General features: G+C 68.8%; 30 protein-coding genes. 7 read left to right on the top strand and 23 right to left on the bottom strand.

Translation table 11 applies throughout. The annotated features are described in order from the left end of the window. Positions 1-91 precede the first annotated feature (91 nt). Complete coding sequence (locus tag P1K88_RS15545) at positions 92-1,156, top strand: Brp/Blh family beta-carotene 15,15'-dioxygenase (RefSeq protein ID WP_276411135.1); 1,065 nt, start codon at positions 92-94, stop codon at positions 1,154-1,156. Positions 1,157-1,286: 130 nt separating this feature from the next. Here the strand turns inward: P1K88_RS15545 and P1K88_RS15540 are convergent, their stop codons facing one another. The 4 genes from P1K88_RS15540 to P1K88_RS15525 all read right to left on the bottom strand — a co-directional run bounded on the left by P1K88_RS15540 (position 1,287) and on the right by P1K88_RS15525 (position 2,880). Beyond that, positions 1,287-1,679, bottom strand: coding sequence for a PIN domain-containing protein (locus P1K88_RS15540; RefSeq protein ID WP_276411134.1), 393 nt, complete (start codon positions 1,677-1,679; stop codon positions 1,287-1,289). Then, positions 1,676-1,906 carry a hypothetical protein gene (locus tag P1K88_RS15535; RefSeq protein WP_276411133.1) on the bottom strand — a complete coding sequence of 77 codons (231 nt, stop codon included), beginning with the start codon at positions 1,904-1,906 and terminating at the stop codon, positions 1,676-1,678. Before P1K88_RS15535 ends, P1K88_RS15540 begins: the two co-directional genes overlap by 4 nt. Positions 1,907-2,164: 258 nt before the next feature. Then, the gene (locus P1K88_RS15530; protein WP_276411132.1) at positions 2,165-2,632 is read right to left on the bottom strand and encodes a PIN domain-containing protein; all 468 of its coding nucleotides are present in this window, start codon (positions 2,630-2,632) and stop codon (positions 2,165-2,167) included. Continuing rightward, on the bottom strand, positions 2,629-2,880 hold the full coding sequence (locus P1K88_RS15525) for a hypothetical protein (RefSeq protein ID WP_276411131.1): 252 nt from the start codon (positions 2,878-2,880) through the stop codon (positions 2,629-2,631). The genes P1K88_RS15530 and P1K88_RS15525 overlap by 4 nt, the downstream gene beginning before the upstream one ends. A gap of 290 nt (positions 2,881-3,170) precedes the next feature. Here P1K88_RS15525 and P1K88_RS15520 point away from each other — a divergent pair, with 290 nt between their 5' ends. Genes P1K88_RS15520 through P1K88_RS15510 form a run of 3 tightly spaced genes read left to right on the top strand, consistent with a single transcriptional unit; the run spans position 3,171 to position 5,690 of the window. Beyond that, the gene (locus tag P1K88_RS15520) at positions 3,171-3,824 is read left to right on the top strand and encodes a DsbA family protein (protein WP_276411130.1); all 654 of its coding nucleotides are present in this window, start codon (positions 3,171-3,173) and stop codon (positions 3,822-3,824) included. Then, complete coding sequence (locus P1K88_RS15515; protein WP_276411129.1) at positions 3,824-4,426, top strand: hypothetical protein; 603 nt, start codon at positions 3,824-3,826, stop codon at positions 4,424-4,426. Before P1K88_RS15520 ends, P1K88_RS15515 begins: the two co-directional genes overlap by 1 nt. Positions 4,427-4,475: 49 nt before the next feature. Then, positions 4,476-5,690 carry an MFS transporter gene (locus P1K88_RS15510; protein WP_276411128.1) on the top strand — a complete coding sequence of 405 codons (1,215 nt, stop codon included), beginning with the start codon at positions 4,476-4,478 and terminating at the stop codon, positions 5,688-5,690. A 9-nt stretch (positions 5,691-5,699) separates the two neighbouring features. On the opposite strand, the gene P1K88_RS15505 is transcribed toward P1K88_RS15510, so the two are convergent. Continuing rightward, positions 5,700-6,887: a redox-regulated ATPase YchF gene (locus tag P1K88_RS15505; RefSeq protein WP_276411127.1), complete on the bottom strand. Its 1,188-nt coding sequence runs from the start codon at positions 6,885-6,887 to the stop codon at positions 5,700-5,702. Between the two features lie 355 nt (positions 6,888-7,242). Here P1K88_RS15505 and P1K88_RS15500 point away from each other — a divergent pair, with 355 nt between their 5' ends. Then, positions 7,243-7,455, top strand: coding sequence for a hypothetical protein (locus P1K88_RS15500; RefSeq protein WP_276411126.1), 213 nt, complete (start codon positions 7,243-7,245; stop codon positions 7,453-7,455). 160 nt (positions 7,456-7,615) lie between these two features. On the opposite strand, the gene P1K88_RS15495 is transcribed toward P1K88_RS15500, so the two are convergent. The 10 genes from P1K88_RS15495 to P1K88_RS15450 all read right to left on the bottom strand — a co-directional run bounded on the left by P1K88_RS15495 (position 7,616) and on the right by P1K88_RS15450 (position 15,490). Continuing rightward, the gene (locus P1K88_RS15495) at positions 7,616-8,620 is read right to left on the bottom strand and encodes a deoxyhypusine synthase (protein WP_276411125.1); all 1,005 of its coding nucleotides are present in this window, start codon (positions 8,618-8,620) and stop codon (positions 7,616-7,618) included. A 61-nt stretch (positions 8,621-8,681) separates the two neighbouring features. After that, positions 8,682-9,245 carry a SprT family zinc-dependent metalloprotease gene (locus tag P1K88_RS15490; RefSeq protein ID WP_276411124.1) on the bottom strand — a complete coding sequence of 188 codons (564 nt, stop codon included), beginning with the start codon at positions 9,243-9,245 and terminating at the stop codon, positions 8,682-8,684. A 23-nt stretch (positions 9,246-9,268) separates the two neighbouring features. Further along, positions 9,269-10,036: a Nif3-like dinuclear metal center hexameric protein gene (locus P1K88_RS15485; protein WP_276411123.1), complete on the bottom strand. Its 768-nt coding sequence runs from the start codon at positions 10,034-10,036 to the stop codon at positions 9,269-9,271. A 36-nt stretch (positions 10,037-10,072) separates the two neighbouring features. Next, positions 10,073-10,795, bottom strand: a complete 723-nt coding sequence (locus tag P1K88_RS15480) for a prolipoprotein diacylglyceryl transferase (RefSeq protein WP_276411122.1) — start codon at positions 10,793-10,795, stop codon at positions 10,073-10,075. A gap of 45 nt (positions 10,796-10,840) precedes the next feature. Further along, complete coding sequence (locus P1K88_RS15475; RefSeq protein ID WP_276411121.1) at positions 10,841-11,206, bottom strand: hypothetical protein; 366 nt, start codon at positions 11,204-11,206, stop codon at positions 10,841-10,843. Between the two features lie 89 nt (positions 11,207-11,295). Then, positions 11,296-12,093 (bottom strand): agmatinase, encoded by a 798-nt coding sequence (speB, locus tag P1K88_RS15470; RefSeq protein ID WP_276411120.1) that lies wholly within the window; start codon positions 12,091-12,093, stop codon positions 11,296-11,298. 2 nt (positions 12,094-12,095) lie between these two features. After that, on the bottom strand, positions 12,096-12,476 hold the full coding sequence (locus P1K88_RS15465) for a translation initiation factor IF-5A (protein ID WP_276411119.1): 381 nt from the start codon (positions 12,474-12,476) through the stop codon (positions 12,096-12,098). 67 nt (positions 12,477-12,543) lie between these two features. Next, entirely contained in the window at positions 12,544-14,253 is a 1,710-nt protein-coding gene (locus P1K88_RS15460; protein WP_276411118.1) for an ABC1 kinase family protein, read from the bottom strand. Positions 14,254-14,271: 18 nt separating this feature from the next. Beyond that, complete coding sequence (locus P1K88_RS15455; RefSeq protein ID WP_276411117.1) at positions 14,272-14,628, bottom strand: Hsp20/alpha crystallin family protein; 357 nt, start codon at positions 14,626-14,628, stop codon at positions 14,272-14,274. An 88-nt stretch (positions 14,629-14,716) separates the two neighbouring features. Then, complete coding sequence (locus P1K88_RS15450) at positions 14,717-15,490, bottom strand: GIDE domain-containing protein (protein ID WP_276411116.1); 774 nt, start codon at positions 15,488-15,490, stop codon at positions 14,717-14,719. An 89-nt stretch (positions 15,491-15,579) separates the two neighbouring features. On the opposite strand from P1K88_RS15450, the gene P1K88_RS15445 reads away from it, so the two are divergent. Beyond that, positions 15,580-16,509, top strand: a complete 930-nt coding sequence (locus P1K88_RS15445; RefSeq protein ID WP_276411115.1) for a molybdopterin-binding protein — start codon at positions 15,580-15,582, stop codon at positions 16,507-16,509. On the opposite strand, the gene P1K88_RS15440 is transcribed toward P1K88_RS15445, so the two are convergent. From P1K88_RS15440 to ahbB, 7 genes are all read right to left on the bottom strand, one after another. Then, a complete protein-coding gene (locus tag P1K88_RS15440) occupies positions 16,506-17,138 on the bottom strand; it encodes an HAD family hydrolase (protein ID WP_276411114.1) in 633 nt (210 codons plus the stop codon). The two genes, P1K88_RS15445 and P1K88_RS15440, sit on opposite strands and share 4 nt — an antisense overlap. 99 nt (positions 17,139-17,237) lie before the next feature. Further along, entirely contained in the window at positions 17,238-17,654 is a 417-nt protein-coding gene (gene lwrS, locus P1K88_RS15435; RefSeq protein ID WP_276411113.1) for an LWR-salt protein, read from the bottom strand. Between the two features lies 1 nt (position 17,655). Further along, positions 17,656-17,934 carry a 4a-hydroxytetrahydrobiopterin dehydratase gene (locus tag P1K88_RS15430; RefSeq protein ID WP_276411112.1) on the bottom strand — a complete coding sequence of 93 codons (279 nt, stop codon included), beginning with the start codon at positions 17,932-17,934 and terminating at the stop codon, positions 17,656-17,658. 57 nt (positions 17,935-17,991) lie between these two features. Continuing rightward, the gene (locus tag P1K88_RS15425) at positions 17,992-18,282 is read right to left on the bottom strand and encodes a hypothetical protein (RefSeq protein WP_276411111.1); all 291 of its coding nucleotides are present in this window, start codon (positions 18,280-18,282) and stop codon (positions 17,992-17,994) included. A 1-nt stretch (position 18,283) separates the two neighbouring features. Next, a complete protein-coding gene (gene hemA / locus P1K88_RS15420; protein WP_276411110.1) occupies positions 18,284-19,627 on the bottom strand; it encodes a glutamyl-tRNA reductase in 1,344 nt (447 codons plus the stop codon). Then, a complete protein-coding gene (locus P1K88_RS15415) occupies positions 19,624-20,271 on the bottom strand; it encodes a precorrin-2 dehydrogenase/sirohydrochlorin ferrochelatase family protein (protein WP_276411109.1) in 648 nt (215 codons plus the stop codon). Before P1K88_RS15415 ends, hemA begins: the two co-directional genes overlap by 4 nt. Before the next feature lie 68 nt (positions 20,272-20,339). After that, complete coding sequence (gene ahbB / locus P1K88_RS15410; protein WP_276411108.1) at positions 20,340-21,395, bottom strand: siroheme decarboxylase subunit beta; 1,056 nt, start codon at positions 21,393-21,395, stop codon at positions 20,340-20,342. A 103-nt stretch (positions 21,396-21,498) separates the two neighbouring features. On the opposite strand from ahbB, the gene P1K88_RS15405 reads away from it, so the two are divergent. Beyond that, on the top strand, positions 21,499-21,783 hold the full coding sequence (locus tag P1K88_RS15405; RefSeq protein WP_276411107.1) for a DUF7577 domain-containing protein: 285 nt from the start codon (positions 21,499-21,501) through the stop codon (positions 21,781-21,783). Between the two features lie 2 nt (positions 21,784-21,785). Here the strand turns inward: P1K88_RS15405 and P1K88_RS15400 are convergent, their stop codons facing one another. Next, positions 21,786-22,196, bottom strand: coding sequence for a DUF5778 family protein (locus P1K88_RS15400; RefSeq protein ID WP_276411106.1), 411 nt, complete (start codon positions 22,194-22,196; stop codon positions 21,786-21,788). Positions 22,197-22,256 lie beyond the last annotated feature (60 nt).

Genomic DNA, 22,256 nt, shown 5'->3' with positions numbered 1-22,256 from the left:
CAGGACCGGTGCCTTGAGAGGGTAACCCGCGTTTTCAGTGTGCGGGATTCGGGGGGTCGTTTATCAGGCGTGTGTCCATAACACACGGCCGATGAGTGCGCTCACCCAGGGGTTCCTCGACCGATGGCACCGACGCGCTGACGCACATCCGTCGCTGACGCTCTCCCGGGCGACCCTCGCCGTCCTCGCCGTCGCCTTCCTCGTCGCCCGGGCCGTCGGCGTCACCGTTCCGTTGCGCGCCCAGATGGTGGTGTACCTCGTCGGGATGGTGGCGCTGAACCTCCCCCACGGGGGGTACGAGCACTTCGAGAACCTCCGCCGGCGTCGGCCCACCTTCCGCTGGCGGTACGTCGGTCTCTACGTGACCGCCATCGCCGGCTTCGTGGGGCTGTTGCTGGTGGCCCCCGTCGCCGGCCTGGGACTCGCGCTGGTCGTCGCCATGGCGAAAGGCGGCCTCAGCGGTGTCAAGGTGATGGACGCCACGACCGGGAGCGACCACCTGCGCACTCGCCCCCAGCGGTACCTCGCGGCGGCGGTCCGGGGTGGGGCGGTCATGCTCGTCCCCCTCTTTTTCTGGCCCGACACCTTCCACACGTTCAGCTCGCTGATGGTGGGGCTGGTCGACCAGGGGGCGCTGGCACCGTACACCCAGTACTTCGATACCACCCGCCTGCTCGCGGGCGCCGGCTACGGCGCGGCGCTGGTGGCCCACGTGGCACTCGGGTACGTCCGCGGCGGCGGCCGGTCGTGGCTCGTCGACGCCGGCGAGTCGCTCCTCCTGGCCGGCTTCTTCGCCGCCGTGCCCGTCCTCGTGGCAGTGGGCCTGTACTTCCCGTTCTGGTACTCCGCACGGCAGGTCGCCCGGACCCAGACTATCGACGCCGACCCCGTCGGCGACGCCGACTGGGACCTGCTGGGCGGGGCCGACGCCGCCACCGTGGCCCTGCGCGCCTGGGGCGTACTCATCGCCGGCGCGCTGGCGACGTTCACCGTGCTGGCGGCCGTCTACTGGACCGTCCCGAATCCGCTGGCCGGTGCTGGCCTGCTGCCCGGGGCGGTGGCGTTCTGGAGCATCTTCATCAGCATCGTCGCGTTCCCGCACGTCGTCGTCGGGTCGGTGCTGGACGAAGAGCGGGGCATCTGGTACGTGCCCTGAGCGGAGTAATCGTCTCTCGGCCGCCCCCGGGTCGCAATGCTGACGGCCGTCTCAGACTGCTCAAGGCAACCCGGACGGTGATCCACGAGGAAACGGCCTCGGCATCCACGACTCACAATCTATCCACGTCTCAGTACGTCTCGACGTCGACTCCGAGCGCGGTGAAGTCTCCGACGTTGTCGGTGAGGACAGGTTCGTCGTAGACGTCAGAGACTGCTGCGACCATCGGATCGACTTTATCGATGCTGCTTTCACCGTCGGCTTGCTGGTCGGCCCGTGCGAGCAATTGTCCGGCGCGATGAGCTATCGTCTCGTTCTGTTCGACGACTGGATACATCCGGAGCGCGTTTCTGACGTTTCTCCGTTCGTCTTCATCGCCGAACTCGGCACCGTACGAGAGCTCCATGACGACCGGTGATGGAACCCGCTGAACGGTCTTCGTCTCCGTGAGTTCGTTGCCTTTCTCGAACGCCTCCTCGCGACCGTCGAAGAGGTCGATCAGGAACGACGTATCGAGGATCACTCAAACCGCTCCCGGAGTTTGTGTTTCTCTTCGGCATCGGTCTTGCGCTTGTTTTCGAGACGGTCTCGCATTGCCATCGCCGTTTCTGACGAGAGTATCCCTGCGACATCCTCGGGATGTGGTCCCCCGATGAGCCGGCGGAGCGTCTCTTCCATCGTCTCGTTTTCGCGCTTGTGAGCCTTCACGTACTCGTGGAACTCCTCGGAGATACGAACCGATTTACTCATGTATCGTATACTCGGATATACGCGTTAATCAATCTTCGGCTGCTGTTTGGAGCGCGTTCTCTCGGTCGACTAACTGCCTCCAGTTCGACACGGCGAGCGGAGGCTGAACTGACCGGGGCCTATGTCTACTGTGGCCACAGCTGGATGCCCCAAGAGACGCCGTCTGCCCGAGGAATACGGGGGCCTCGGCATTCACGGCTCACGATCTATCCATAGTGACTGTGTTTAGCGCGTCTATAGACGGTACTCGTTCTGTTACTACTCGTCCAGCAGCCGGATGCCCCGCTCCACGACCGCGTCGGTCACGAAGAGACTCGTCTCACGCTGGAGTGCTCGCAGCCGCGATGCCGCTTCGTCCCTGTCGAGCAATCCGCGGCCGTAACCGAGAGCGATGACGCCGACAGAACCGCGTACCTCGACATCCGCGTCGGATGCTGCCTCTCGGGCGGCGAGGTCGTCCGTCAGAAGAACGCCCTCGTGCTCTCTCGCGACTGCTAGCGCGGCGCGTTCTCCTGGGTCCATCTCTTCAGTTCCGACTCGACGTTCGTCGGCTTCGACGAGTTCGTATGAGAGCCCGGCCAATCCATCCGGAACGCCACCGGCGTCGACTTCCTCGTAAACCGTCTCTGGAACGAGGAGGGTGTCAAACGTCGCGAGCAGTTCGAGCGAATCAATCTCGGCGAGGTGAATGAGCGGTCCTGCGTCCGAGACAGCCGCGAACGTCACGCGTTCAGGCCCCAGTCGACGTCTTCCTCGACGACCTCACGCTCTCGCTCCGCTCGCTCGACTTTCGTCCGACCGACCCGTTCGATTGCTTCCTCGCGATCGAGATCTCCGTCGAGGTACCGTGCGAGCACGAGTTCCTCCCACAGGTCTTCGAGCCCGCGTTCGAGAGCCCGCTCGAATACCTCGGATTCGGGAAGGCCGCGAGCCTCGGCGATTTCTCGAACCCGGTCGGAGATTTCGGCGGCCATACAGTACGATTGCTCGGCAACCTTCTTAAATCCGTGTCTACCCGTCCGACGAAGATTTGACTGGGGCCTATGTCTACTGCGGCCACAACCAGATTCCCTCAGAGACGCCATCTACCGTCAAAAATAGCGGCCTCGGCACTCATAGGGCTCGTCACCGACCGGGAGTCACCCGGCCTCGGCCCTGCAGGTTCGTCATCGGCCGGGCGGGGGTAGACGCCCCCGTGCCAAGACGGTTGTCCATCGCGCACAGGGGAACAAACGATAAACCGCGGGAGAACCTCCGGACGGGTATGAAGCGACGTCGGTTCCTGGGGCTCGCGGGCGCGAGTGCCGTCGCCGGACTCGCGGGTTGTGGGGGCAGCGAGACGACGGGGGAGTCCATCGAGGACCACCCTGCTGCAGCGGACCTCGAGGCCCAGCCACGACAGGGGGACCTGGGTGGCCACGTCGTCCTCGCGTTCGAGGACCCGTCCTGTGAGCGCTGTGCCGCCTTCCACGAGAACACCGTCCCGCAGATGCGCTCGAACCTCGTCGACCCGGGGCTGGGGGCCTACGTCGTCCGCACCTACCCGGTCGTCTTTCCGTGGGGCGAACCCGCGACCTACGCACTGGAGGCCACGTTCGCCCGGGAGGAGTCGGCGTTCTGGTCGCTGCTGGAACACTACTTCGCGACGCGCTCGCAGTTCGACAGGGACAACGTCCTGGACCTGACCGCCGACTATCTGAACGGCGAGACCGATCTCGACGGCGCGGCCGTCGCGGCCGACGCGGAGAACCGGACCTACGACGAGCAGGTCCAGGCCGACATCCAGGCCGCCGAGGACGCGGGTCTCGGGCAGACGACGCCCATCGTCCTGCTCTTTCGCGACGGCAACTTCGTGACGAAGGTCAACGGGAGCATCAGCTACGAGGTCATCGCCGAGGCGCTGGGGGAGGCAGGCTGATGGGGGCGACGCGGCGAGCGATACGGCTTCCGACCCGGCGCGACGACTGGCGACTGATGGCCCGGACTGCCCGGCTCGTCCTGACGCTGCCGGCGTACGCCGGCGTGGCCGTCGTGGCCGCCGTCGTCGCGCTGACAGTGTTCGTCGTCTCGCTCAACGTCACGCTCGTCTTGGACCTCGTCGTGAGCGGGTCGCTTTCCCTCTCGAGTCGCCTGGTCGTGCTGACCGAACTGTACCCCTTCGTCGGCACCTCGTTCCACCCGGCACAGGGCCTCTTGCTGGTGGTCGTCGCGCTGCTGGCCGGCGTCGACGTCGCTCTCGCGGCCTATCACTTCCGGGAACACGGGCTGGACGTCCAGCAGGGGGGCGCCGGGGCCGCGGGCCTGCTCCTGGGGACGCTCGGTGCGGGGTGTGCGGCCTGTGGCTCGGCGGTGTTGCTGGGCCTGCTGTCGCTGCTGGGCGTGTCGACGTCGCTGCTCTTCCTGCCGCTGGACGGGCTGGAGTTCGCGCTGCTGGCACTGGTCGTGCTGACGCTGTCGGTGTACTGGCTGGCCGAGGGGATGCGCGGCGGCGAGATAAACGGCTGTCCAGTGGACGTCTGAGGCCGGCGAATGGACAGCGGCTTACGTCCGGCGGTGGGCGTCCCTGGTGATGGGTAGCGACCGGACCGCAGGCGGACCGCCCTACGCGCTCTTGCTGGCCGCGACGCTGGGCTACACCTGCCTGATGTTCGCCTGGTTCTCGCTGCCGGCGTACCTCTCGACGCTCATCGAGGCGTTCGGCCTGACCGGCGCGCAGGCGGGGTTGCTCGCGGGCGCCGTCCCGCTGACGTACGTCCCCGTCGCACTGTTCTCCGGCGTCGTCGTCGACCGCGTGGGCCCGTTCAACGGGCTGGCGGTCAGCGTCGCTCTCGTCGGTGTCGCCCAGCTGGGCCGGAGCGCCGCGACGGGATTCCCCGCAATGCTCGCGTTCACGGTGGTGCTGGGCGTCGGCGGCACCGGCGTCACCTTCGGCCTCCCCAAGCTCGTCTCGACCCTGTTCCCGAGCGGCCGGACCGGCCTCCCCTCGTCGGTGTACCTGCTGGGCGCCTCGGCCGGGACGGCGAGTGCGTTCGCCGTCGGCCGGCCGATTCTCGGCCCGGCGCTGGGCGGTTGGCGACCGCTCTTTTACTACACCGGCCTCTTCGCACTGGGCTACGCCGCCGTCCTGGGTGCCGTAGCGGTGGTCGGGCCGACGCCGGGTCGTGGTTCGGGCGAGACGTCGTTCTCCCTCGACTCGATGCGGCGTGACCTGGCGATCATCCTCCGGCACCGGGACCTGCTGCTCGTCGTCGCCGTCGGGACCATGTACCTCCTCGTCGTCCACGGGATGCAGGGCTGGTTGCCCACGATTCTGGAGGCCCGCGGCGCGGCCCCCGGGCGTGCGGGCCGGTCGACCGCGCTCCTCGTCGCCGCGAACGCCGCGGGCGTGCTGCTCGTCCCGGCCGTCACGGACCGGACGGGCCATCGCCGCGACGCCATCCTGGTGTGTGGCGGCGGCATCCTGGTCGGCGTCGGCACGGTCGCCGCCGCCGGAACCGGGCTCGTCCTGACCGCCGGCGTCGTCGCGACGGGCCTGGGGGTCGGCGGCCTCGCGCCGCTCGTGCGCGTCATCCCACCGGAACTCGAGGGCATCGGGCGCGCTCGCACGGGCCTCGCCGTCGGCCTGGTCTTTGCCGTCGGCGAGGTCGGTGGCTTCCTCGGGCCGGTGCTCGTCGGGACGGGGCGCGACCTGACGGCGTCGTTCCTCCCGGGCCTCGCGTTGCTCGCGGCCGGTGGCGTCGTCGTCGTCCTCGCGGGCCGCGCGCTCCCGGCACTCGACGGGTGAGCGGCCCGGTCAGTTCGTCGTCGTGATCTCGATGACGTCGCGGTGGTCCAGCTCGGCGTCGGCGCCGACCTGCCGGCCCGAGCGGACGTCGTGGGCGTGCAGGAAGCCGTCGCCGATGTCCGAGTGCAGGAAGTACGCGAAGTCCTCTGCGGTCGACCCGTCGGACAGGACGAAACAGTCCTGGAGGAAGGTCCCGTCGTCCTGGGGCTTGCGCGCGCCGGGGAAGACGGCGATGGCCGACAGCTCCTCGAACAGCGCCGTCTCCAGGGTTTGCTGGACGCCCGTGCCGTCGAAGTCGGCGACGAACTCGCGGATCTGTTCGAGCCCGCGCTCCTTCTCGGCGGGGAGGTCGGCGGTAACCTCGAAGTCGTCGTCGCCGGGGCGATAGTCGAGGACGCCCTGCTCGTCGCCGTTCTTGAGCGCCTTCTCGGCGTGGGCCGACACCGGGACGAAGGTGAGGTGATCGTACGCCGGGTCCGCGGTTATCTCGTCCCAGTTTGCCTGGGCGGCCGCGGTGTCCATCTTGTTGGCCGCCACCAGCATCGGCTTGGTCCGGATGCGGATCTCGCGGGCCAGCGCCTGCCGGTCGTCGTCGTCCCACGTCTCCGGGTCGAGTTCGAGGGCAAGCGAGAGCACGACCTGCTTGATCTCGTCTTCGTTGATCTTGAACGCCGACATCTGCTCGGCGAGGTCCGCCTCGATGGCCTTCTCCTCGCCGTGGTAGCCCGAGCGGTACCGCTCGATGCCCTTCTCCAGGATGTCGAGGTACCACATGTCGAGTTCGTTCTCGAGGAAGTCGATGTCGTCGCGAGGGTCGTGGTCCGCGGTCGGTTCGCCCTCGAGGTCCGTCTCGCCGGTGAAGTCGACGACGTGGACGAGCACGTCGGCCTCGTTGAGGTCGGTGAGGAACTGGTTGCCCAGGCCCTTGCCCTCGTGGGCACCGGGAACGAGGCCGGCCACGTCGACGAGTTTCGTCGGGACGAACCGGACGCCGTCGGCACAGTAGCCGTGGTTGGGTGTACAGGTGTGTTCGAACTCCGGGGCGGCACAGTCCACGCGGACGTACGCCTCGCCAACTGCGGGGTCGATTGTGGTGAACGGATACGCGCCCTCGGGCACGTCGTTCATCGTCGCGGCGTTGAAGAACGTGGACTTGCCGACGGAGGGCTTGCCGACGAGTCCGATCTTGTAGCTCATTGGGCGTCTAGAGCGGCATCGGTGGCTAAAACGTTGTCAAAGGCATCGAGAGCGGGTGTGCGTCGCAAACACACGGGCCGACGTCGCCCGGTCAGTCTGTCTCGAAGACGACCACGGCACCGGCCTGGCTCCCGTCGCCGTTGCGGAGGGAAGCGCGGTGGACGTGGCTGACGTGGATCGTGTCGCTCACTGCTCTCTCGTGTTGTGCGTGTCGGCAGGTTCCACGATGTCTCTCGGGCCGATTCGTCCCCGCAGCGTGTCGTCGAACCGTTCCCGACCCCGTATCGACCATCAGCCCGCGTTCGACATAGACAGAAAACATATCACGATTGCTTACATCCAATAATCTAGTCCCATGCCCTCCGATACGCCGAGTCGAAACGTAGCACTTGCCATCGTCGGCATGTTCATGGTCGCTGTACTCCTCTGGGGGTACTTCGTTGCCCAGCAACTGCTATTGTCGGTGTACATCGCAGTTCTCGGGGCACTCGTTGGCGGATTCCTGTATGTAGCGGTGCAGTATCTGGGTGGCTCGGGCGGTACCGATGGCACAGACCTACAGACCTGAGCCTCCGGAAATAGCGGGGGACCGCTGAGCGATCGGCGCAGTACATACGCAACCTTGCTGGCCGGGTAATCGATCGACTATCGATGAACCAGGTCCCGTGAGGACGGTTCTATGACGCGCTCTCACGGGCAGCGCTCGGTCGTCGCCGGAGCGTCCGTCTCTACAGCCCGGTTCGTTCGCGGGCCGCGGCGACGACGAGCGGCAGGGTGATGGTGGCGTCGGCGTACACCGAGACGTTCCGGGCGTCTTTCTCGAGTTTGCCCCACGAGCGCGCCTCGTCCAGCGTCGCGCCGGAGAGCCCGCCGGTGCTGGAGGGGTCCATCGTCAACTGCACCGCGTAGTCGTAGGCGTCCGGCGACACCAGCATCGTCTGGAGGACGTAGTTCTTCGGGACGCCGCCGCCGACGACCATCGCCCCCGCGCTGTCGGCCTCGTAGGCGATGTCCGTGATCTGGGTCATGTCGGCCAGCGCGTCGACGGTGAACTCGCTGGTCTGGGAGTACATCCACGCCTGCAGGCCCAGCACGGAGTCCTGGAACGCCGGGCAGTACACCGGGACGTCGTTCTCGTATGCCGCGGCCAGCACGCCGTCGTCCTCGGCGACGGCCTCGCGCTCGTTGACCTCGCTGTTGGCCCGTCCCATCGCCTCGGTCATGCGCTGGATGGAGACGGTGCCTTCGGATTCGAGGACCGGGAACACCTCCTCGCGGAGGTGGCTCTCGAACAGCGCGAAGTGCTCCTGGGGCAGGTAGACGTTGTAGATGCGGTCGACGCCCTCGTCGCGCAGCGTCTCGTCGTGTTCCCGTTCGGTCCGGCCTTCGGGCGTGACCTCGCCGTGGTGGTGCTTGCCGCCGATGGCCTCGATGGTGTCGTGGGTCAGGTTCGCCCCCGTCGTCACCAGCACGTCGACGTGGCCGTCCCTGATGAGTTCGCTGACGATGGCGCGCATCCCCGTCGGCACCATCGCCCCGGCCAGGCCGAAGAAGGTGGTCACGTCATCGGCGAGCATCTCGCTGTAGACGTCGACGGCCTCGTGGAGGTCGCTCGCGCCGATGCCGGCCTCGCCGTAGCTCTCGGCGAGGTCGCCGACGGTCATGCCCGCTCGGACCTCCGCGTGGCCGATGGGGTCGTGGCTGAACGTCTCGCGGTCCTCGTGGTCGGTCATTGTGCCTCCCTGGTCCGTCCGTGGGCTTGAACGTCGTGGTTCGAGCCCAGACCCGGGCCGGTCAGGCCAGTTCGAGCGCCGCCCCACAGCAGTCAGAGCGGTACCGCGCTCGCTCCCGGACGAGCTTGCAGTCCCGGTAGCGTCTGGCGACCAGGTCGCCACAGGACTCGCAGGTGAGGACGTACTTCGGCTCCGAGAAGGCCGGACAGGTGACGTCGGTCTCCAGGTCCGCCGCGCGCGCCCGGAAGGCCGCGCCGTGGTCGGTCGTCCCGTCGCGCTGGTACTGCTCGACGTGGACGAGTTCGTGACGCAGCGTCGCCTCCCACTCCGCCCGGTCGAACGACTCGAAGGCCGCCCAGGTCAGCGACACCGTGCAGGGGAGGGGCCGCCCGTCGGCCCCCTCGACCGCCTCCCAGTCGTAGGGCTCGCCGACCGTCGCGTCGGGGAGCTTCGGTCGCTTGACAGCCGCCGCCCGCCGCTTGGCCCGCGTCGAGACCTCCCAGTCGACGAGGTCGAACCGAACGTCGACGCCCCACTCGCGGCGGACCTCGCGGCAGTAGGTCCGTGACCACGCGAGGAGGTCGTCGTGTCCCTCGATAGCCTCGTAGGCCGGCGACTCGTGCACGGTCGTGGCCTCGCTCGCCCCGGCTAAAGCCCTGTCGGGCAGTCGACGAACGTGGTCTCGAGTCCCCACTCCCCGACGAGCGACTCCAGCGAGCGGACGCCGAACGTCTCCGTGGCGTAGTGGCCCGCCAGCACGACGTTGATGCCCGCCTCGCGGGCCTCGTGGTAGACCTGCTGTTTGCCTTCGCCGGTGACAAGCGCGTCCGCGCCGGCCTCGACGGCCTCGTCGAGCCAGTCGACGCCGCTGCCGGTGACGACGGCGACGTCCTCGACCGTCGTCGGGCCGAAATCGAGCACGCGCACGTCCCGCCCGCCGGTGTCGAGCGCGTCGTCCAGGGTCGAGGCCAGGTCGGCGACGGTGGCCGGCTCGGTCAGCCGACCCTGCTGGCCGATGTAGACGCCGCCCATCGTCCCGAACGGGGCGCGGTTGTCCAGGTCCAGCAGGTCCGCGAGGCCGGCGGCGTTCCCGAGCGTCTGGTGGCCGTCCAGCGGGAGGTGGGCGACGTACAGCGCCAGGTCGTCGTCGACGAGCGGCGCGACCCGCCGGTAGTGGGTCCCCGTGACCCGATCTATGCCGCCCCAGACGATGCCGTGGTGGGTCACGAGCAGGTCCGCGCCCGCGTCGCTCGCGCGGTCGATGGTCTCGACGGCCGCGTCGACGGCGAACGCGACGGTCTCGACCGGTTGCGTCGCCGGTCCGACCTGCAGGCCGTTCGGACTCGCGTCGACGTCGGCGTAGGCGTCGATGTCCAGTCGGTCGTCGAGTCGTGCCGCGATGTCGCCTGCGTTCATAGACGGGGGTTCAGGCCCCCCGCTGGTATGCTTTTCTCACTCCGTGCTGACGAACTGCCCGTCCTCCTCGCCGATGAGGCCCCGCTCTATCGCCGCCTCGGTGATGGCGTCGAACTGCTCGGGGTCGATGTCGTAGGCGTTGACCGCCACCTCGCGAATCTCGGCCCGGTCGACCGGGAACGGGCGATTCTGGAGCAGGCGCATCACCTTGCTGTACTCCAGTCTGGTGAGGGCCGGCTGCCCGTCGTCCTCGTCGCTCGAGGCCGGTGGGTCGGGCTCGTCCGCGTCCGCCTCGCGGTCCGCCGGCGTGGCACCTGCCACGTCGGCGCCCGAGCCGCGCTCGTCGGCCCCGGCACCGTCACCCGATTCCGCCGCGCTCGCGGTCGGCGGGTCTTCGGCCGGCGCCACCGCATCCGTGTCGCTCTCGGGACTCTCCTCGACCGGGGTCTCGTTCGCATCGTGGACTACCGTCGACTCCGGCTGTGGGTCGAGGCCCGACTCGTCGACGAGACCGCTCACGTCCCCGTCGGCCGTTTCCGCGTCGCCGGTCGCCGCTGTTTCCCGGGGGCCCTGGTCTTCTCGGGCCGCCGTGACGACGGTCTCGACGACGGTGGCGAGCTTCCGGCGGCAGGTCGAACAGAGGACGACGGTCTGCTGGGTCTGCTCGCTCGGGTGGAGCTGCTTGGGTACGACCGGATACTCGGAGAGCGATACGTCGTGGGCGACGCCACAGAAGTAACACGACGAGAGACGGTCCATGGTCGGTCTATTCCGTCGCCCCTAATAAAACGGCCCCAGGTGGTTTCAGGGCGTCCCGGGCGCGGGGTCGGGCAGGTCGTCGCGCACCCGCTCGTCACACAGGTCGTGGAGGTGATGGTCACAGAGCCGCGGCGTCTCGGGCGTCACGTCGAAGTCCACACCGTGGATGTGGACGTCGCCGTCGACCTGGACGGTCACGGCTTCCCACTTGGGGAGGGCCATGAACCCGTCGCGGTCACAGAGGACACAGCCACCGTCGTCCTGCTCGTACCGGTCGAGCGACTTCCCGAAGAAGGTCGCGATGCAGTTCGTACAGAGACAGCCGATGGCCTCGTCGCGGACGACGTCGACCACGGCCCGGTTGTACGCGCTCCGGAGCCGACAGGCCGTACAGTGCAGTGCCCTTCCCATCCTCGGTACCTGGTCACACACCGGACCCGCGTAAAACAGTTGCTAACAGGGCTATATCGGTGTATGTAGCAGTCCGGTCCCGAATGTATCTACGCCGCGTGGGCGAAGACGAACGCCCGCAGGAGCTTCGCGGCCAGCGTCGCCGCCTGGCCGTCGTCCCTGTCGTTGACCTCGACGACGTCGAACCCGACGGCGTGGGGCGCAACCGCCCGGACGACGTCGTGCATCTCGGTGGGGTCGAGGCCGAACGGCTCCGGCGTCCCGGTCCCCGGTGCGAACCCGGGGTCGGCCGCGTCGACGTCGACCGAGAGGTAGGCCCGCTCGCCCTCGATGTCGGGCGTCCAGTCGGCCACGTCCTCGGGCGGGACGACGGTCACGTCGCTCTCTGTGGCCCGATCCCACTCGGCCTCGGACCCGGTCCGGGCACCCAGTACGACGGCGCGGTCCGCGACCTCCAGTGCGTGATGGGTCACCGTCGCGTGCGAGTACACGTCGCCGGCGTAGGACGCCCGCAGGTCGAGGTGGGCGTCGAGACAGACGAACACGTCCGGGTCGAGCGCGCGTACGCCGGCGACGGAGACGGTGTGTTCGCCGCCGACCAGCAGCGGCGTCGCGCCCTCGCGGTCGAACTCCCCGAGGGCGCTCTCCAGGAACGTGAGGTACTCCGCGGTGTCGGCCGTCGGGCCGACGTCGCCGTGGTCGTAGACGGCCAGTTTCGTGAAGTGCTGGCCGGTGTGGCGGTCGTAGTCGTCGAACTGCTCGGCGAACTGGCGGACGCGGCGCGGGCCAAAACGGGCCCCGGGCCGGAACGACGTGGAGGCGTCGAGGGGCGCGCCCACGAGCGCGTACCGGGCGTTCTCGCGCGCCGCGCCAGCGCCGGGGAACATCCTTACGACCGGGTGATGAGGCGCTGGTCCTCGTACTCTAAGTACTCGATCTCGTCGTCGGGCTGGAGGTCGACGTCCTCGGGCTGGCGCATGGTGAACGTCTCGTATGTGTCCAGGTCCATCACCTGGGCGTCGTCGCCGTCCGTCGAGACGACCTGGCCCTGCTTTCGGGTGATGATGGGGACCCACACCTTCGCGTCGACGGGCTGGGACAGCGACCGCTTTTTCTTGTCGAAGACGCCACGGGCGTCGATGCGGGCCTTCGCGCTGCCGTGTTTGCCGGGCTTTGCCGTGCTGTAGGAGTCTATCTTGCACGGGGTGTCCTCGATCATCACGTAGCTGCCCTCGTCGAGTTCACGAACCTCGGTCTGCTCTTTTGCCATACGGCGGGATTGCTCCCGTGCCGGTATAAACGGTTTGGAATGGCGCAAGCGCGGCCGTCGGGCCCGTTCAGGACCCGTCGCCGCCCTCGTCGTCGAACGAGGTCGCGAGCCCCCCGGAGGGCTCCACCTCCCGTTCGCGCATGCTCTGGCGGGTGAACTGGGGCTTGGCTCGCACGCCCTTCTTCGTCCGGAACGACCACCACAGGCCCGCGACGAGCGCCAGGACGACGGCACCGGCGACGGCCGCGACGAGCTGGGTCGACTCGGCATAGAGGAACGCCGTCGAGAACAGCGTGCTCGCGAGCAACATGCCCAGGATGAGCCGTTTGGTCATCCGCTCGAGCAGGCGGTCGGAGTCCTCGATGTCGGCCCTGACGACCAGGTCCTCGCGCTCGACGCGGTCCAGCACCGACTCGAGCTTCGGCGGGATGCGGACCGCCGACCGCGTGGCATCCTGGACCTCCCGGGCCCGGTCTTCGACGAAACTCCGGGCGCCGGCGGCGATGAAGCCCTGCGACTGGAGGTACCCCGTCGCGACCTCGATGAAGTCGAAGTCCGGGTCCAGCGTCACACAGACTCCCTCGACGACCGTCGCGACCCGCAAGACGAGCGCCAGGTTCGAGGGCAGGCGAAGGGGGAACTCGTAGATGGTGTCCTCGACCTGCTGGACGATCTGCTGGACGCGGTACTGCTCGATGTCCTCCCCGCGGGCGTCGGCGATGGCCAGTTCCATCACGTCGCCCATCACCTGCCGGTCGGCCTCCGGCGAGAGGGTACCCATCTCGATGAGGGCGTCGAGGATGGCGTCGATGTTCTGGTCGGCCACCGCCGCGTAGAAGTCGACGATCTTGTCCTGGACGAACGGGTCGACACGGCCGGACATCCCGAAGTCGTAGAAGACGAGCGTCCCGTCGTCCTGGACCGCGAGGTTGCCCGGGTGGGGGTCGGCGTGGAAGACGCCGTCGTCGATTATCATCTGGAGGTACGACCGTTGGAGCGTCTCTGCGAGCTCGGTGCGGTCGATGCCCCGTTCGTCCAGGTCGTCGAGGTCGTTAATCTTCGTCCCGGGGACGTACTCCATGGTCAGCACCCGCCGGGTCGAGTGGGAGTCCCGCACGGTGGGGATGCGGATGCGGTCGTTCTCGAGGAAGTTCCCCCGTATCTCGGTGAGCATGCGGGCCTCTCGCTCGTAGTCCATCTCCTCGCGGATGGTCTTGCTGAACTCGTCGGCCAGCGTCTCCAGGGAGAACGACCGGGCCTCGCCGACGAAGTACATGATTATCGGGAGCGACCACTTGATGACCCGGAGGTCGGCCTCGACCAGGTCCTCGATGCCGGGGCGGCGAATCTTCACCGCGACCGGGTCGCCGTCGACGGACGCCCGGTACACCTGTCCGAGCGACGCCCCGCTTATCGCCTCCGTCTCGAACTCGTCGAAGCGCTCCTCGATCGGGCCGAGGTCCTCCTCCAGGACGACCTTCGCCTCGGCCCAGGCGGCGGGTGGCACCCGGTCCTGGAGCTTCGAGAACTCGTCGATGTACTCGGGCGGGAGGACGTCCGGGCGCGTCGAGAGCAGCTGTCCGAGCTTGATGAACGTCGGTCCGAGGGTGAGCAGCGAGTCGAGCAGCGACTGTGCGCGGGCGCGACGCTGCTCGGGTGTCACCTGCCGGGACGACCCGAACAGCACGAACCGCTTGCGGTCGCGGGCGTACGCCAGCAACAGCGGGAGGAACTGGCGGGCGACGACGAAGAATCGCCAGTAGGCGCGGAAGTTCACCGACAGGGCACCCCGATGTCAGGCCTCGTCGATGGGAATCGTGGTGCTCGGCGCGGACGATGCCTTCGGGAGCCGGAGCTCGAGGACGCCGCGCTCGACGGTACCCTCGGCCCCGCGGCCGGTGGCGTCCGGCGGGAGCGGGAGCTCGACGTCGAGAAACACGGACCGGTCCTCGCGGACGAACCGGAACTCCCGGGGGACCTCTTTGGTGCGCTGTCCCTCGATGATGAGTCGCCCGCCCTCGACGCTGACGTCGAGGGTCCCGGCATCGACGCCCGGCAGGTCGAGGACGAACAGGTACGCGTCTTCGGATTCGAGTACGTCCGCAAACACGGCATCGGGGAGGTCTCGTAACGCCTCTCGCAGCGCTGACATACCCGCTCCTTGGGGTGGCGGTGCGTTAAACCCGGCGGTCGGCGTCGTGTTCCACGTCACCAGGGCACGGGGATTCCACCGGATTCCGTCACGGAACGAACGAGGCGAGAAACCCGAGCAGCACCACCGTGAGGACGGCGCCCACGACGAGACGCCACAGCGCCTCCCGGGCGATCCGCCAGGCGGTGCCCCGCTCGCTCGTATCGGAGATGACGAACGCCGGCGCGGCGTCGCCCGCCCCGACGACGGCGTCGACGAGGTCACTGCCCCACTCCGGTGGGGGGCCGCGACGGGCCACGCCGTAGACGTAGCCCTGCTCGCCCACGTCGAGGCGACGTTCGGTGAACCGCTGCCTGTTGCCAACGTCGAGTTCCGTCACCAGCAGGTTCACCGTCCGATCCTGGGCGTCGACGCTATCGGTCGACGCGACGTAGCGCGCCAGCCGGTCGGGCAGCTCCGTCCCCGGCGGAACGGTGACGCTGTGGGCCTCGAAGTGGACGTCGGCGCCCGTGGGGTCGACACGGACCCGGTCGGTGCCGTCGTCGAGGACGAAGTCGACGCCGCCCTGCCCCGAATCCAGCGTCTCCCAGTGGGTGGTCTTCCCCGAGGAGCGGCGCTCCTCGACCTCGTAGGTGTAGGCCAGACACTCGCTGCCGGTGAACGGCGCGGTGACGGTGCCCTCGTCGCCGGCGACGGCCGTCCCGAGGAGTTCCACGGGACCGGCGTGACCCGACAGCGACCGCACCGGCATCGGATCGTTCCGGAGGACGTGATAGACCGGCACCAGCTGCCGGAGGCCGGACCAGAGGAGATAGAGGCCGACGGCGGCGAAGACGAGGGCGAGCAACTGCGGGAGGACCATGGTGTCTGGGCGAACTGGACGGGAGATAAATCTTGTTCGGCCCCGCTCTCGGCCCCGTCGCTTTTTGCCCACCGGCCCGAGGTGCGGGTATGACCGCAGCATCGTCCGGGGATGGGGGCCGCCTCTCGCTCGAGACAGCGCGACGGACCCTCGGCGGCTACGCGATCCCGGTCGACCGGACCGACCGGGTCCCCCTGTCGGTGGCCGTGGGTCGCGTGCTGGCGACGGACGCGACGGCGAACGCCCCCGTCCAGGGCGCCGACATCGCGCCCGACGACGTCGTCTTCGAGGCCGGGACGCAGGTGCGCCCGGGCGACGTCGGCCTGCTGAAGGCCGCCGGCGTCGGCGAACTGCTCGTCAGACAGCGCCCGCAGGTCGGCATCGTTCCGACGGGCGACGAGGTGGCCGCGCCCGAGGCGGGCGGCGAGGGCGGCGTCGAGACCGCCGGGTTCACGCTCGCCCAGTACGTCGACCGCTGGGGCGGCAAGGTGACCTACCGGAACGCCGTCGCCGACGACGCGCCCGCGCTCCGGATGGCCGTCCAGCGGGACCTGACCCGTGACGTGGTCGTGGTGACGGGCACCGAACGGGGCGATACCCTCCGATCGGTGGTCGCCGACCTCGGCGACGTCGCCGCCGACTGCATCGCCGTCGACCCCGGGGGCGAGACGGGCCTGGCCGTCGTCCAGGACCGCCCAGTGCTCCTCCTGCCGGAGTCACCCGTCGGCGCCCGCGTCGCGGCCGTCAAGTTGCTCAGGCCGCTACTCAAGAGCTTTGCCGGGGCCCCGCTCGCGGCCCACCCGACCCGGACGGCGACGCTGACCGACGGGCTGGCGAGCGACGCGTCGCTCCGGTCGTTCGCCCCCGTCTCGCTTGGCGACGGCGAGGCGACGCCGATGCCGGGCGCCGACCTCGAGACGGTGACGCGAGCCGACGGCTGGGTGGCCGTGCCGTCGGGGCACGAGGGGTTCCCTGCCGGGGAGTCAGTGGCCGTCGAGAACTGGGACTATCTGCCCTAGCGCAAGTCGAGCAGCGACTCGACGCGGTGGTCGCCCATCACGCAGTAGCCGTCGGCCTCGTGGGAGCGGCGCTGGACGTGGACGCCGTCGAGGCCGGCGTTCCACGCCGCGCCGATGTCGGCGGGGTTGTCGCCCGCCAGGGCGCCGACGTGGCCGTTGTGGGCGACGCCCATGTCGCGCATCGCGAGCTGGACGGGAGTGGGATCGGGTTTCCAGCCGATGTCCTCGTCACAGCAGACGACCGTCTCGAACCAGTCGCCGATGTCGAGGTGCTCGAGCACGGGGGCGGTGAGGTACTCCTGGCAGTGTGTCACCAGCCCCACCGGTTCCGGACGCTCCGCGAGGAACCGCTCGGCATCGTCGTAGATATAGGTGGCCTCGGCGCGCTTCCGTGGGTCCTCCTCCTCGTGGAAGACCGCCCAGAACCGCCCCGGGTCGATGCCCTCATCCGCGAGGAACCTGTCGCGCGCGCCGCCGAAGCCGTACCAGAGCAACCGCACCTCCCGGTCGGTGAACCCGACGCCGAGTCGGTCGCCGACCCGGTCCATCACGCGCCGGGGATACCAGGGCTCGATGTCGACGAGCGTGCCGTCGAGATCGAACAACCAGAAGTCGTACTGGTCGGTCATCAGGGGACTGTGAGACTAGGGGCGAGACCGATAAAGTCTTTCTGCCCCGACTCCCGGGTAGCGAATGGCTTACAGACCCCCGGTCGACGACCGGCGGCCTCAGTCGCTCGCCTCACTGCGAATCGAGCTCCCGAGGTACTTCGAGAGCACCTCCGTGACGTCGTCGGCGTTGAACGCCTCGAGGTCCGCCGCGATGGCGCCCTCGAGGTCCTCGAGGTAGTCGTCGGTCGCCTGCAGCTCGCGGAACGACGCCGAGACGACCCGGACGCCGAGCGCCTCCGTGGCCAGTCGGCAAAAGTGCGCCTCGTCGGCGAGGTTCCCGCGCCAGCAGTTGTCCCGGAAGAATCGCCACCCCTCCTCGTCCGGGGGGTCTGCCCGGCGGTACAGCGTCGTCTCGAAGGTGTCGGGGTCGGCGGACAGATCCGGTGTCGCCGGGTCGAGTCGGAACTCGACTCTGAACACGTAGCGGGCCGGGGCGTCGCGGGGAGGCGTCGGCGCTCCCTCGCTCGGGGTCATCTCAGCCGTAGATGCCGTTGAGCCGCTCGGCCAGGTCGATGTCCTTCTCGGTGATGCCGCCGGCGTCGTGGGTCGTGAGCCGGACCGCCACCTCGCCCCAGGTGATGGTCATCTCCGGGTGGTGCCAGGCGTCCTCGGCTAGTCCCGCCGCGGCGCTCAGGAAGCCCGACGCGTCCAGATAGCCGTCGAAGTCGAAGGCCCGGACGATCTCGTCGTCCTCGCGTGCCCAGCCGTCCGGCATCCGGTCCGCTATCTCGGCGTCGGGGAGTACGTCTGCCATGTCCCATCAGTCGGCTGCCAGGTGCAAAACAGTTGCGTCGCCCGTGGCGGCCGCCGCTCACTCGTCGTTCGAGAGGGCCCTCCGGAGGCGCCACTGGGCGATGACGACGGTGACGACGGTGACGTTGATGGCGACGAAGAGCCAGGTCGGCAGCGACGCGTTCCGGAGGCCGTACCACACCGCGGCGAGGCCGAAGGCCACCACGACAAGGCTCCCGTAGGTGAACGCCTGCATCAGGCGGCGGTGGTCGAGGCGCTGCTGTTCGGTGTAGCCGGTCACCTCCAGGAGTCCGCTCGCGGCGAGGACGACGATACCGACGCCCACGACGACCGGAACGGGCTCGACCATCTCAGTCGTCGGTGAGCTGTTCGAGTGCCGCCTTGGGCATCCGGTCGCGCATCTCGGCCGGGACGTCCTCGGGGCTGGCCCCCTCGAGTGCGGCCGGCGACGGGGCGTCCTCGGGGCCGAACTCGGGGTCGAACAGCTCCAGGGCGGTGTGGATGGTCGACCAGTCGTCGTCCTCTGCGGCGTCCCGGAGACTCCGGGTCGGCGCGGCGAGCAGCTGCGAGACGATGGCGTCGGCCATCGACTCTATGACCTCCTGCTGGTCCTCGTCGAAGTCCGCGGCCGACAGCGCCGTGTTGAGCTCGGCGGCCTTGACCTGCTCTGCGCTCTCGTACATCGTCGAGATGACCCGGTCGGCGCGCTTGCGCTTGTACTGGGTCAGCAGGTGGTCGAACTCCTCGTCGACCAGCGCCTCGACGGCCTCGGCGGCCTCCCGGCGCTGCTTTCGCGTCTCCTCGGTCACCGACTCCAGCGCGTCGAGGTCCCAGACCGTCACGTCTGGCACCTCGCCGGCGTCGGCGGACACGTCCCGCGGCTGGGCGAGGTCGACGACGTACGTCTCGCCCGCGTCGGCGAACGACCCGGTGTCGAAGACGTGGTCCGGGCTCCCGGTGGCGGTGACTACGACGCTCGCCTCCGCGAGGGCGGCCTCGGCGGCGTCGAGCGCGACGGCGCTCCCGGCCGCGTCGACGGTCGCCGCGATGTGTTCGGCGTGGGGGACGGTCCGGTTGGCGACGATGACGCGATCGACGCGGTCGGAAAGCGCCTTCGCCGCGAGCCGTCCCATCTCGCCCGCGCCGACGACCAGCGCCGTCTCGCCCGCCAGGGACTGTTCGGCCTCGACGAGTCTGACGGCCGCCGAGGCCAGCGAGACGACGCCCTCGTTTATCGCCGTCTCCGTGCGGGCGCGCTCGCCGACGTGGATGGCCTTCGTGACGCCGTCCTCGAGCGTCGACCCGATGCCGCCGACGGCACGGGCGTCCTCGTAGGCGTCGCGCAACTGGCCGAGAATCTGGTCCTCGCCGAGGACGATCGACTCCAGTCCCGCGGCCACCCGGAGGAGGTGTCTGAGACTCGCCTCGTGGTCCAGCTCGACGACGGCGTCGTCGTCGACGGTGGCCGTGACCGTCGCGAGCGCCCGCTGGCCGAGCTCGTGACTCGGTGCGACGACGTAGGCCTCGGTCCGGTTGCACGTCTGGAGCGCGATGGCCTCCTCGACGCCCGGTTCCGAGAGCAGTGACTCGACGGTGTGGCGCTGGCTATCGGCCGCGGCGGTCTCCAGTTGATCGACGCTCGCGTTCCCGTGGGAGACGCTTGCGCCGACGATGACACCAGTCTCGTGTTTCACGACAGATCACCGGGGACGTCCGCAATCTCGTCGTCCGCTACTTGTCGTGCCTTGGACCTGCCCCTATCTAAAGCCTTCCAAACGTCTCGTGACCTGACAACGCGTCTGACAGCATCGCGTCGCTCCGCCGGCGGGACGTCCCGGGCCCGCAGCTCCTCGCGCAGGTCGCCGGCGAGTCGCGCCATCTCTCCGGCGCCGGCAAAGTCCGCCTCGAACCGCTCGCGGAGGTACTTCGAGAGGGCCGGTGCGGTACCGCCCGTCGCGATCGACATGGTCACGGGGCCGTCCCGGACCGTCGCCGGGACGGTGACGGTCCCGACGTCCTGCCCACCGTGGTCGTCGGCCCGGTTGACCAGCGCGCCGTGGGCCCGTGCCGCGTCGGCCGCGGCGTCGTTCACCGTCGCGTCGTCCGTCGCGGCGACGACGAGCGCGGGGTCGAGTCGCTCGACGTAGCCGGCGACGGCGTCGGCGTCCGGGGCGGCCCGGACCAGCTGTGCGTCCCCGAACTCGCGGTCGCCGAAGGCGGGACTGACGACCACGACGTCCGCCTCGGCCGCGAACCGGCGGGCCTTCCGCGCTCCCACCGGTCCCCCACCGAGGACGAGTACGGTCTCGCCCTCGAAGTCGTGCAACAGCGGTATCATCCGGGCACCTCCCCCGCCGTCCGTTCCATCGTCAGGGTGTGGTTGGGCATCGGATATAAACGCTCGCCTCACCGTGTCTCGACGTTGGCCTTCGCTCGCTCGTCTACGCGGATGCCCGTCTTCTTGAGGATGCGCGTCGAGAACAGCGTGTCCCAGTCGGCCTCGCCGACGTCCCAGTACTCGTTCATGCGGTCGTGGACCTGCTGGATGCGCTCGTCGCTCTCGGCTTCGCTGCGCCCGTGGGTCATCGCGAAGAAGTTGTACGGCCAGACCCCCTCGTGGCGCGGGCGCTCGTAACAGTGGGTGACGAAGTCGAACTCGGCGATAGCGGGGCCCACCTCGTCGACGACGTCGTCGGGCACGTCCCAGACGGTCATCCCGTTCTCGCTGTACCCGAGCGCGTAGTGGTTCGGGATGAGGCCGACGCGACGGACCTTCCCCTCCTCGTTGAACCGCTTGACGGTCTCGAGGACCCACTCGACGTCGGCGCCGATGGCGTCGGCCACGTCGGCGTAGGGCGTCTCGGTCACCGGGAGCCCACCCTGAATCTCAAGCACGAGGTCGAGCTCCTCGGGCGTCAGCGACCGCCGGTCGGTCGGGGTCACGTCCGGCCCGGCGGCCGAGCAGTCGACGGCCTGGGTCTGTGGCCCCTCGACGGGGAACTTCGCGCCGACGTGGAACTCCTGTTGTTTCGGGAGGTTGTACGTCTGTTCGCCCGTCTCGGCCTCGATTTCGGACAGCACCGCCTCGACGCGGGCCTCGTCGGCCACCGAGAGCACGAACCACATGTTGAGGTGGGGGTGCTCGCGCTCGTAGTTGTGGGCCACCTCCGGGTGGGCGTTGATCAGGTCGACGTGCTCGTCGTACCGGTCCTCGGGCGCGTGGGTCGCCACCAGCGTCGCGGTCCCACCGATCTCCTCGGCGTCGATGAGCGCCCCGAACCGGCTCAACACCCCCGCCTCGTCCAGTTGCTGGACGCGCTCGAGCAACGCGTCGGCGTCGACGTCGACCCCGGCCTCGCGGAGCGCGGCCGCCGCCGGTTCGAAGGGCCGTTCGACCACCGGAAACCCGCCCTGGAACGCGTTCAGGACGGCGCGGTCCACCGTCCCGAGGTCCTCACTCATACCGCGTGCTCGGGCCTCGGTGAGTATAAGGGACGCGGGACGCGGTGACGGGCGGGCACCCGGTGGCGGAGGATTTTACCCCTTTGCGGCCGTAGTTTCACCGATGTCGATACCCACCGCCGAACTCGCCGTTCGGCTGCTGGTCTTCCTGTTCGTACTGGTGGGTGCGCCGCTGTCCTTTATCCTCATGTTCCGGCTCATCGACTACGCCGCCCACGAGCCCCTCGTCGAGGAGTTCCGCGGGAAGCGCGTCGGGATGGACACCGGCCAGCTGAACGCCTACTTCCAGCGGGCCGACACGGACTCCGTCACCTGCCACATCTGTGGCGTCGCCAACGGCGAGACCTACACCTACTGCCACAACTGCCAGGAACGGCTCCGGACGTAGCCTTACTCGCCCTCGACGCCGGTGACAGCGTAGCCCGCCGCCTCGACGTCCGCGAGAATCCCCTCGTGGTCCGCGCTGGCCTCGTAGTAGAAGACCAGGTCGAACGACCCCTCGCGGAGCAGCTGCTGGCACTCCCAGACGAACTCCTCGCCGTCGAGGGTCAGCCCCTGGTGCTGGTTCGACGCGAACTCGGGGTCGTCGCTGCCGGAGTAGACGAAGGTGTCCTGCGGGTCGTGGCCGGCGGCCGCGGCGATTAGCTCGCCGACTTCGATGGTCGCCTCCATCATCTCGATCTCGTCGCTGCCGTCGTACTCGGTATGGACGATGGCCCCGTTGAGCTGTATCTCGCCGGGTTCCAGCAACTGCTTGGTCCGGCGGTACAGGTCCTCGTCTAACGCGTCGGCGTCGGTCATGCCTGTCGGTCGGCCGCGCGCGCCTTAATGTACTTCGAAATCCGTGCCTGTGGCTGGGGG

This window comes from Haloarcula halobia (genome assembly GCF_029338255.1).
GTDB classification, from domain to species: Archaea; Halobacteriota; Halobacteria; order Halobacteriales; family Haloarculaceae; genus Haloarcula; species Haloarcula halobia.
This window is presented reverse-complemented; position numbering and strand designations above follow the sequence as displayed.

Coding starts and splice junctions, on each gene's coding strand:
- P1K88_RS15545 (WP_276411135.1), top strand. CDS start 92: ATGAGTGCGCTCACCCAGGGGTTCCTCGACCGATGGCACCGACGCGCT.
- P1K88_RS15535 (WP_276411133.1), bottom strand. CDS start 1,906: ATGAGTAAATCGGTTCGTATCTCCGAGGAGTTCCACGAGTACGTGAAG.
- P1K88_RS15525 (WP_276411131.1), bottom strand. CDS start 2,880: ATGGCCGCCGAAATCTCCGACCGGGTTCGAGAAATCGCCGAGGCTCGC.
- P1K88_RS15520 (WP_276411130.1), top strand. CDS start 3,171: ATGAAGCGACGTCGGTTCCTGGGGCTCGCGGGCGCGAGTGCCGTCGCC.
- P1K88_RS15515 (WP_276411129.1), top strand. CDS start 3,824: ATGGGGGCGACGCGGCGAGCGATACGGCTTCCGACCCGGCGCGACGAC.
- P1K88_RS15510 (WP_276411128.1), top strand. CDS start 4,476: ATGGGTAGCGACCGGACCGCAGGCGGACCGCCCTACGCGCTCTTGCTG.
- P1K88_RS15505 (WP_276411127.1), bottom strand. CDS start 6,887: ATGAGCTACAAGATCGGACTCGTCGGCAAGCCCTCCGTCGGCAAGTCC.
- P1K88_RS15500 (WP_276411126.1), top strand. CDS start 7,243: ATGCCCTCCGATACGCCGAGTCGAAACGTAGCACTTGCCATCGTCGGC.
- P1K88_RS15495 (WP_276411125.1), bottom strand. CDS start 8,620: ATGACCGACCACGAGGACCGCGAGACGTTCAGCCACGACCCCATCGGC.
- P1K88_RS15485 (WP_276411123.1), bottom strand. CDS start 10,036: ATGAACGCAGGCGACATCGCGGCACGACTCGACGACCGACTGGACATC.
- P1K88_RS15480 (WP_276411122.1), bottom strand. CDS start 10,795: ATGGACCGTCTCTCGTCGTGTTACTTCTGTGGCGTCGCCCACGACGTA.
- P1K88_RS15475 (WP_276411121.1), bottom strand. CDS start 11,206: ATGGGAAGGGCACTGCACTGTACGGCCTGTCGGCTCCGGAGCGCGTAC.
- speB (WP_276411120.1), bottom strand. CDS start 12,093: ATGTTCCCCGGCGCTGGCGCGGCGCGCGAGAACGCCCGGTACGCGCTC.
- P1K88_RS15465 (WP_276411119.1), bottom strand. CDS start 12,476: ATGGCAAAAGAGCAGACCGAGGTTCGTGAACTCGACGAGGGCAGCTAC.
- P1K88_RS15455 (WP_276411117.1), bottom strand. CDS start 14,628: ATGTCAGCGCTGCGAGAGGCGTTACGAGACCTCCCCGATGCCGTGTTT.
- P1K88_RS15450 (WP_276411116.1), bottom strand. CDS start 15,490: ATGGTCCTCCCGCAGTTGCTCGCCCTCGTCTTCGCCGCCGTCGGCCTC.
- P1K88_RS15445 (WP_276411115.1), top strand. CDS start 15,580: ATGACCGCAGCATCGTCCGGGGATGGGGGCCGCCTCTCGCTCGAGACA.
- P1K88_RS15440 (WP_276411114.1), bottom strand. CDS start 17,138: ATGACCGACCAGTACGACTTCTGGTTGTTCGATCTCGACGGCACGCTC.
- lwrS (WP_276411113.1), bottom strand. CDS start 17,654: ATGACCCCGAGCGAGGGAGCGCCGACGCCTCCCCGCGACGCCCCGGCC.
- P1K88_RS15430 (WP_276411112.1), bottom strand. CDS start 17,934: ATGGCAGACGTACTCCCCGACGCCGAGATAGCGGACCGGATGCCGGAC.
- P1K88_RS15425 (WP_276411111.1), bottom strand. CDS start 18,282: ATGGTCGAGCCCGTTCCGGTCGTCGTGGGCGTCGGTATCGTCGTCCTC.
- P1K88_RS15415 (WP_276411109.1), bottom strand. CDS start 20,271: ATGATACCGCTGTTGCACGACTTCGAGGGCGAGACCGTACTCGTCCTC.
- ahbB (WP_276411108.1), bottom strand. CDS start 21,395: ATGAGTGAGGACCTCGGGACGGTGGACCGCGCCGTCCTGAACGCGTTC.
- P1K88_RS15405 (WP_276411107.1), top strand. CDS start 21,499: ATGTCGATACCCACCGCCGAACTCGCCGTTCGGCTGCTGGTCTTCCTG.
- P1K88_RS15400 (WP_276411106.1), bottom strand. CDS start 22,196: ATGACCGACGCCGACGCGTTAGACGAGGACCTGTACCGCCGGACCAAG.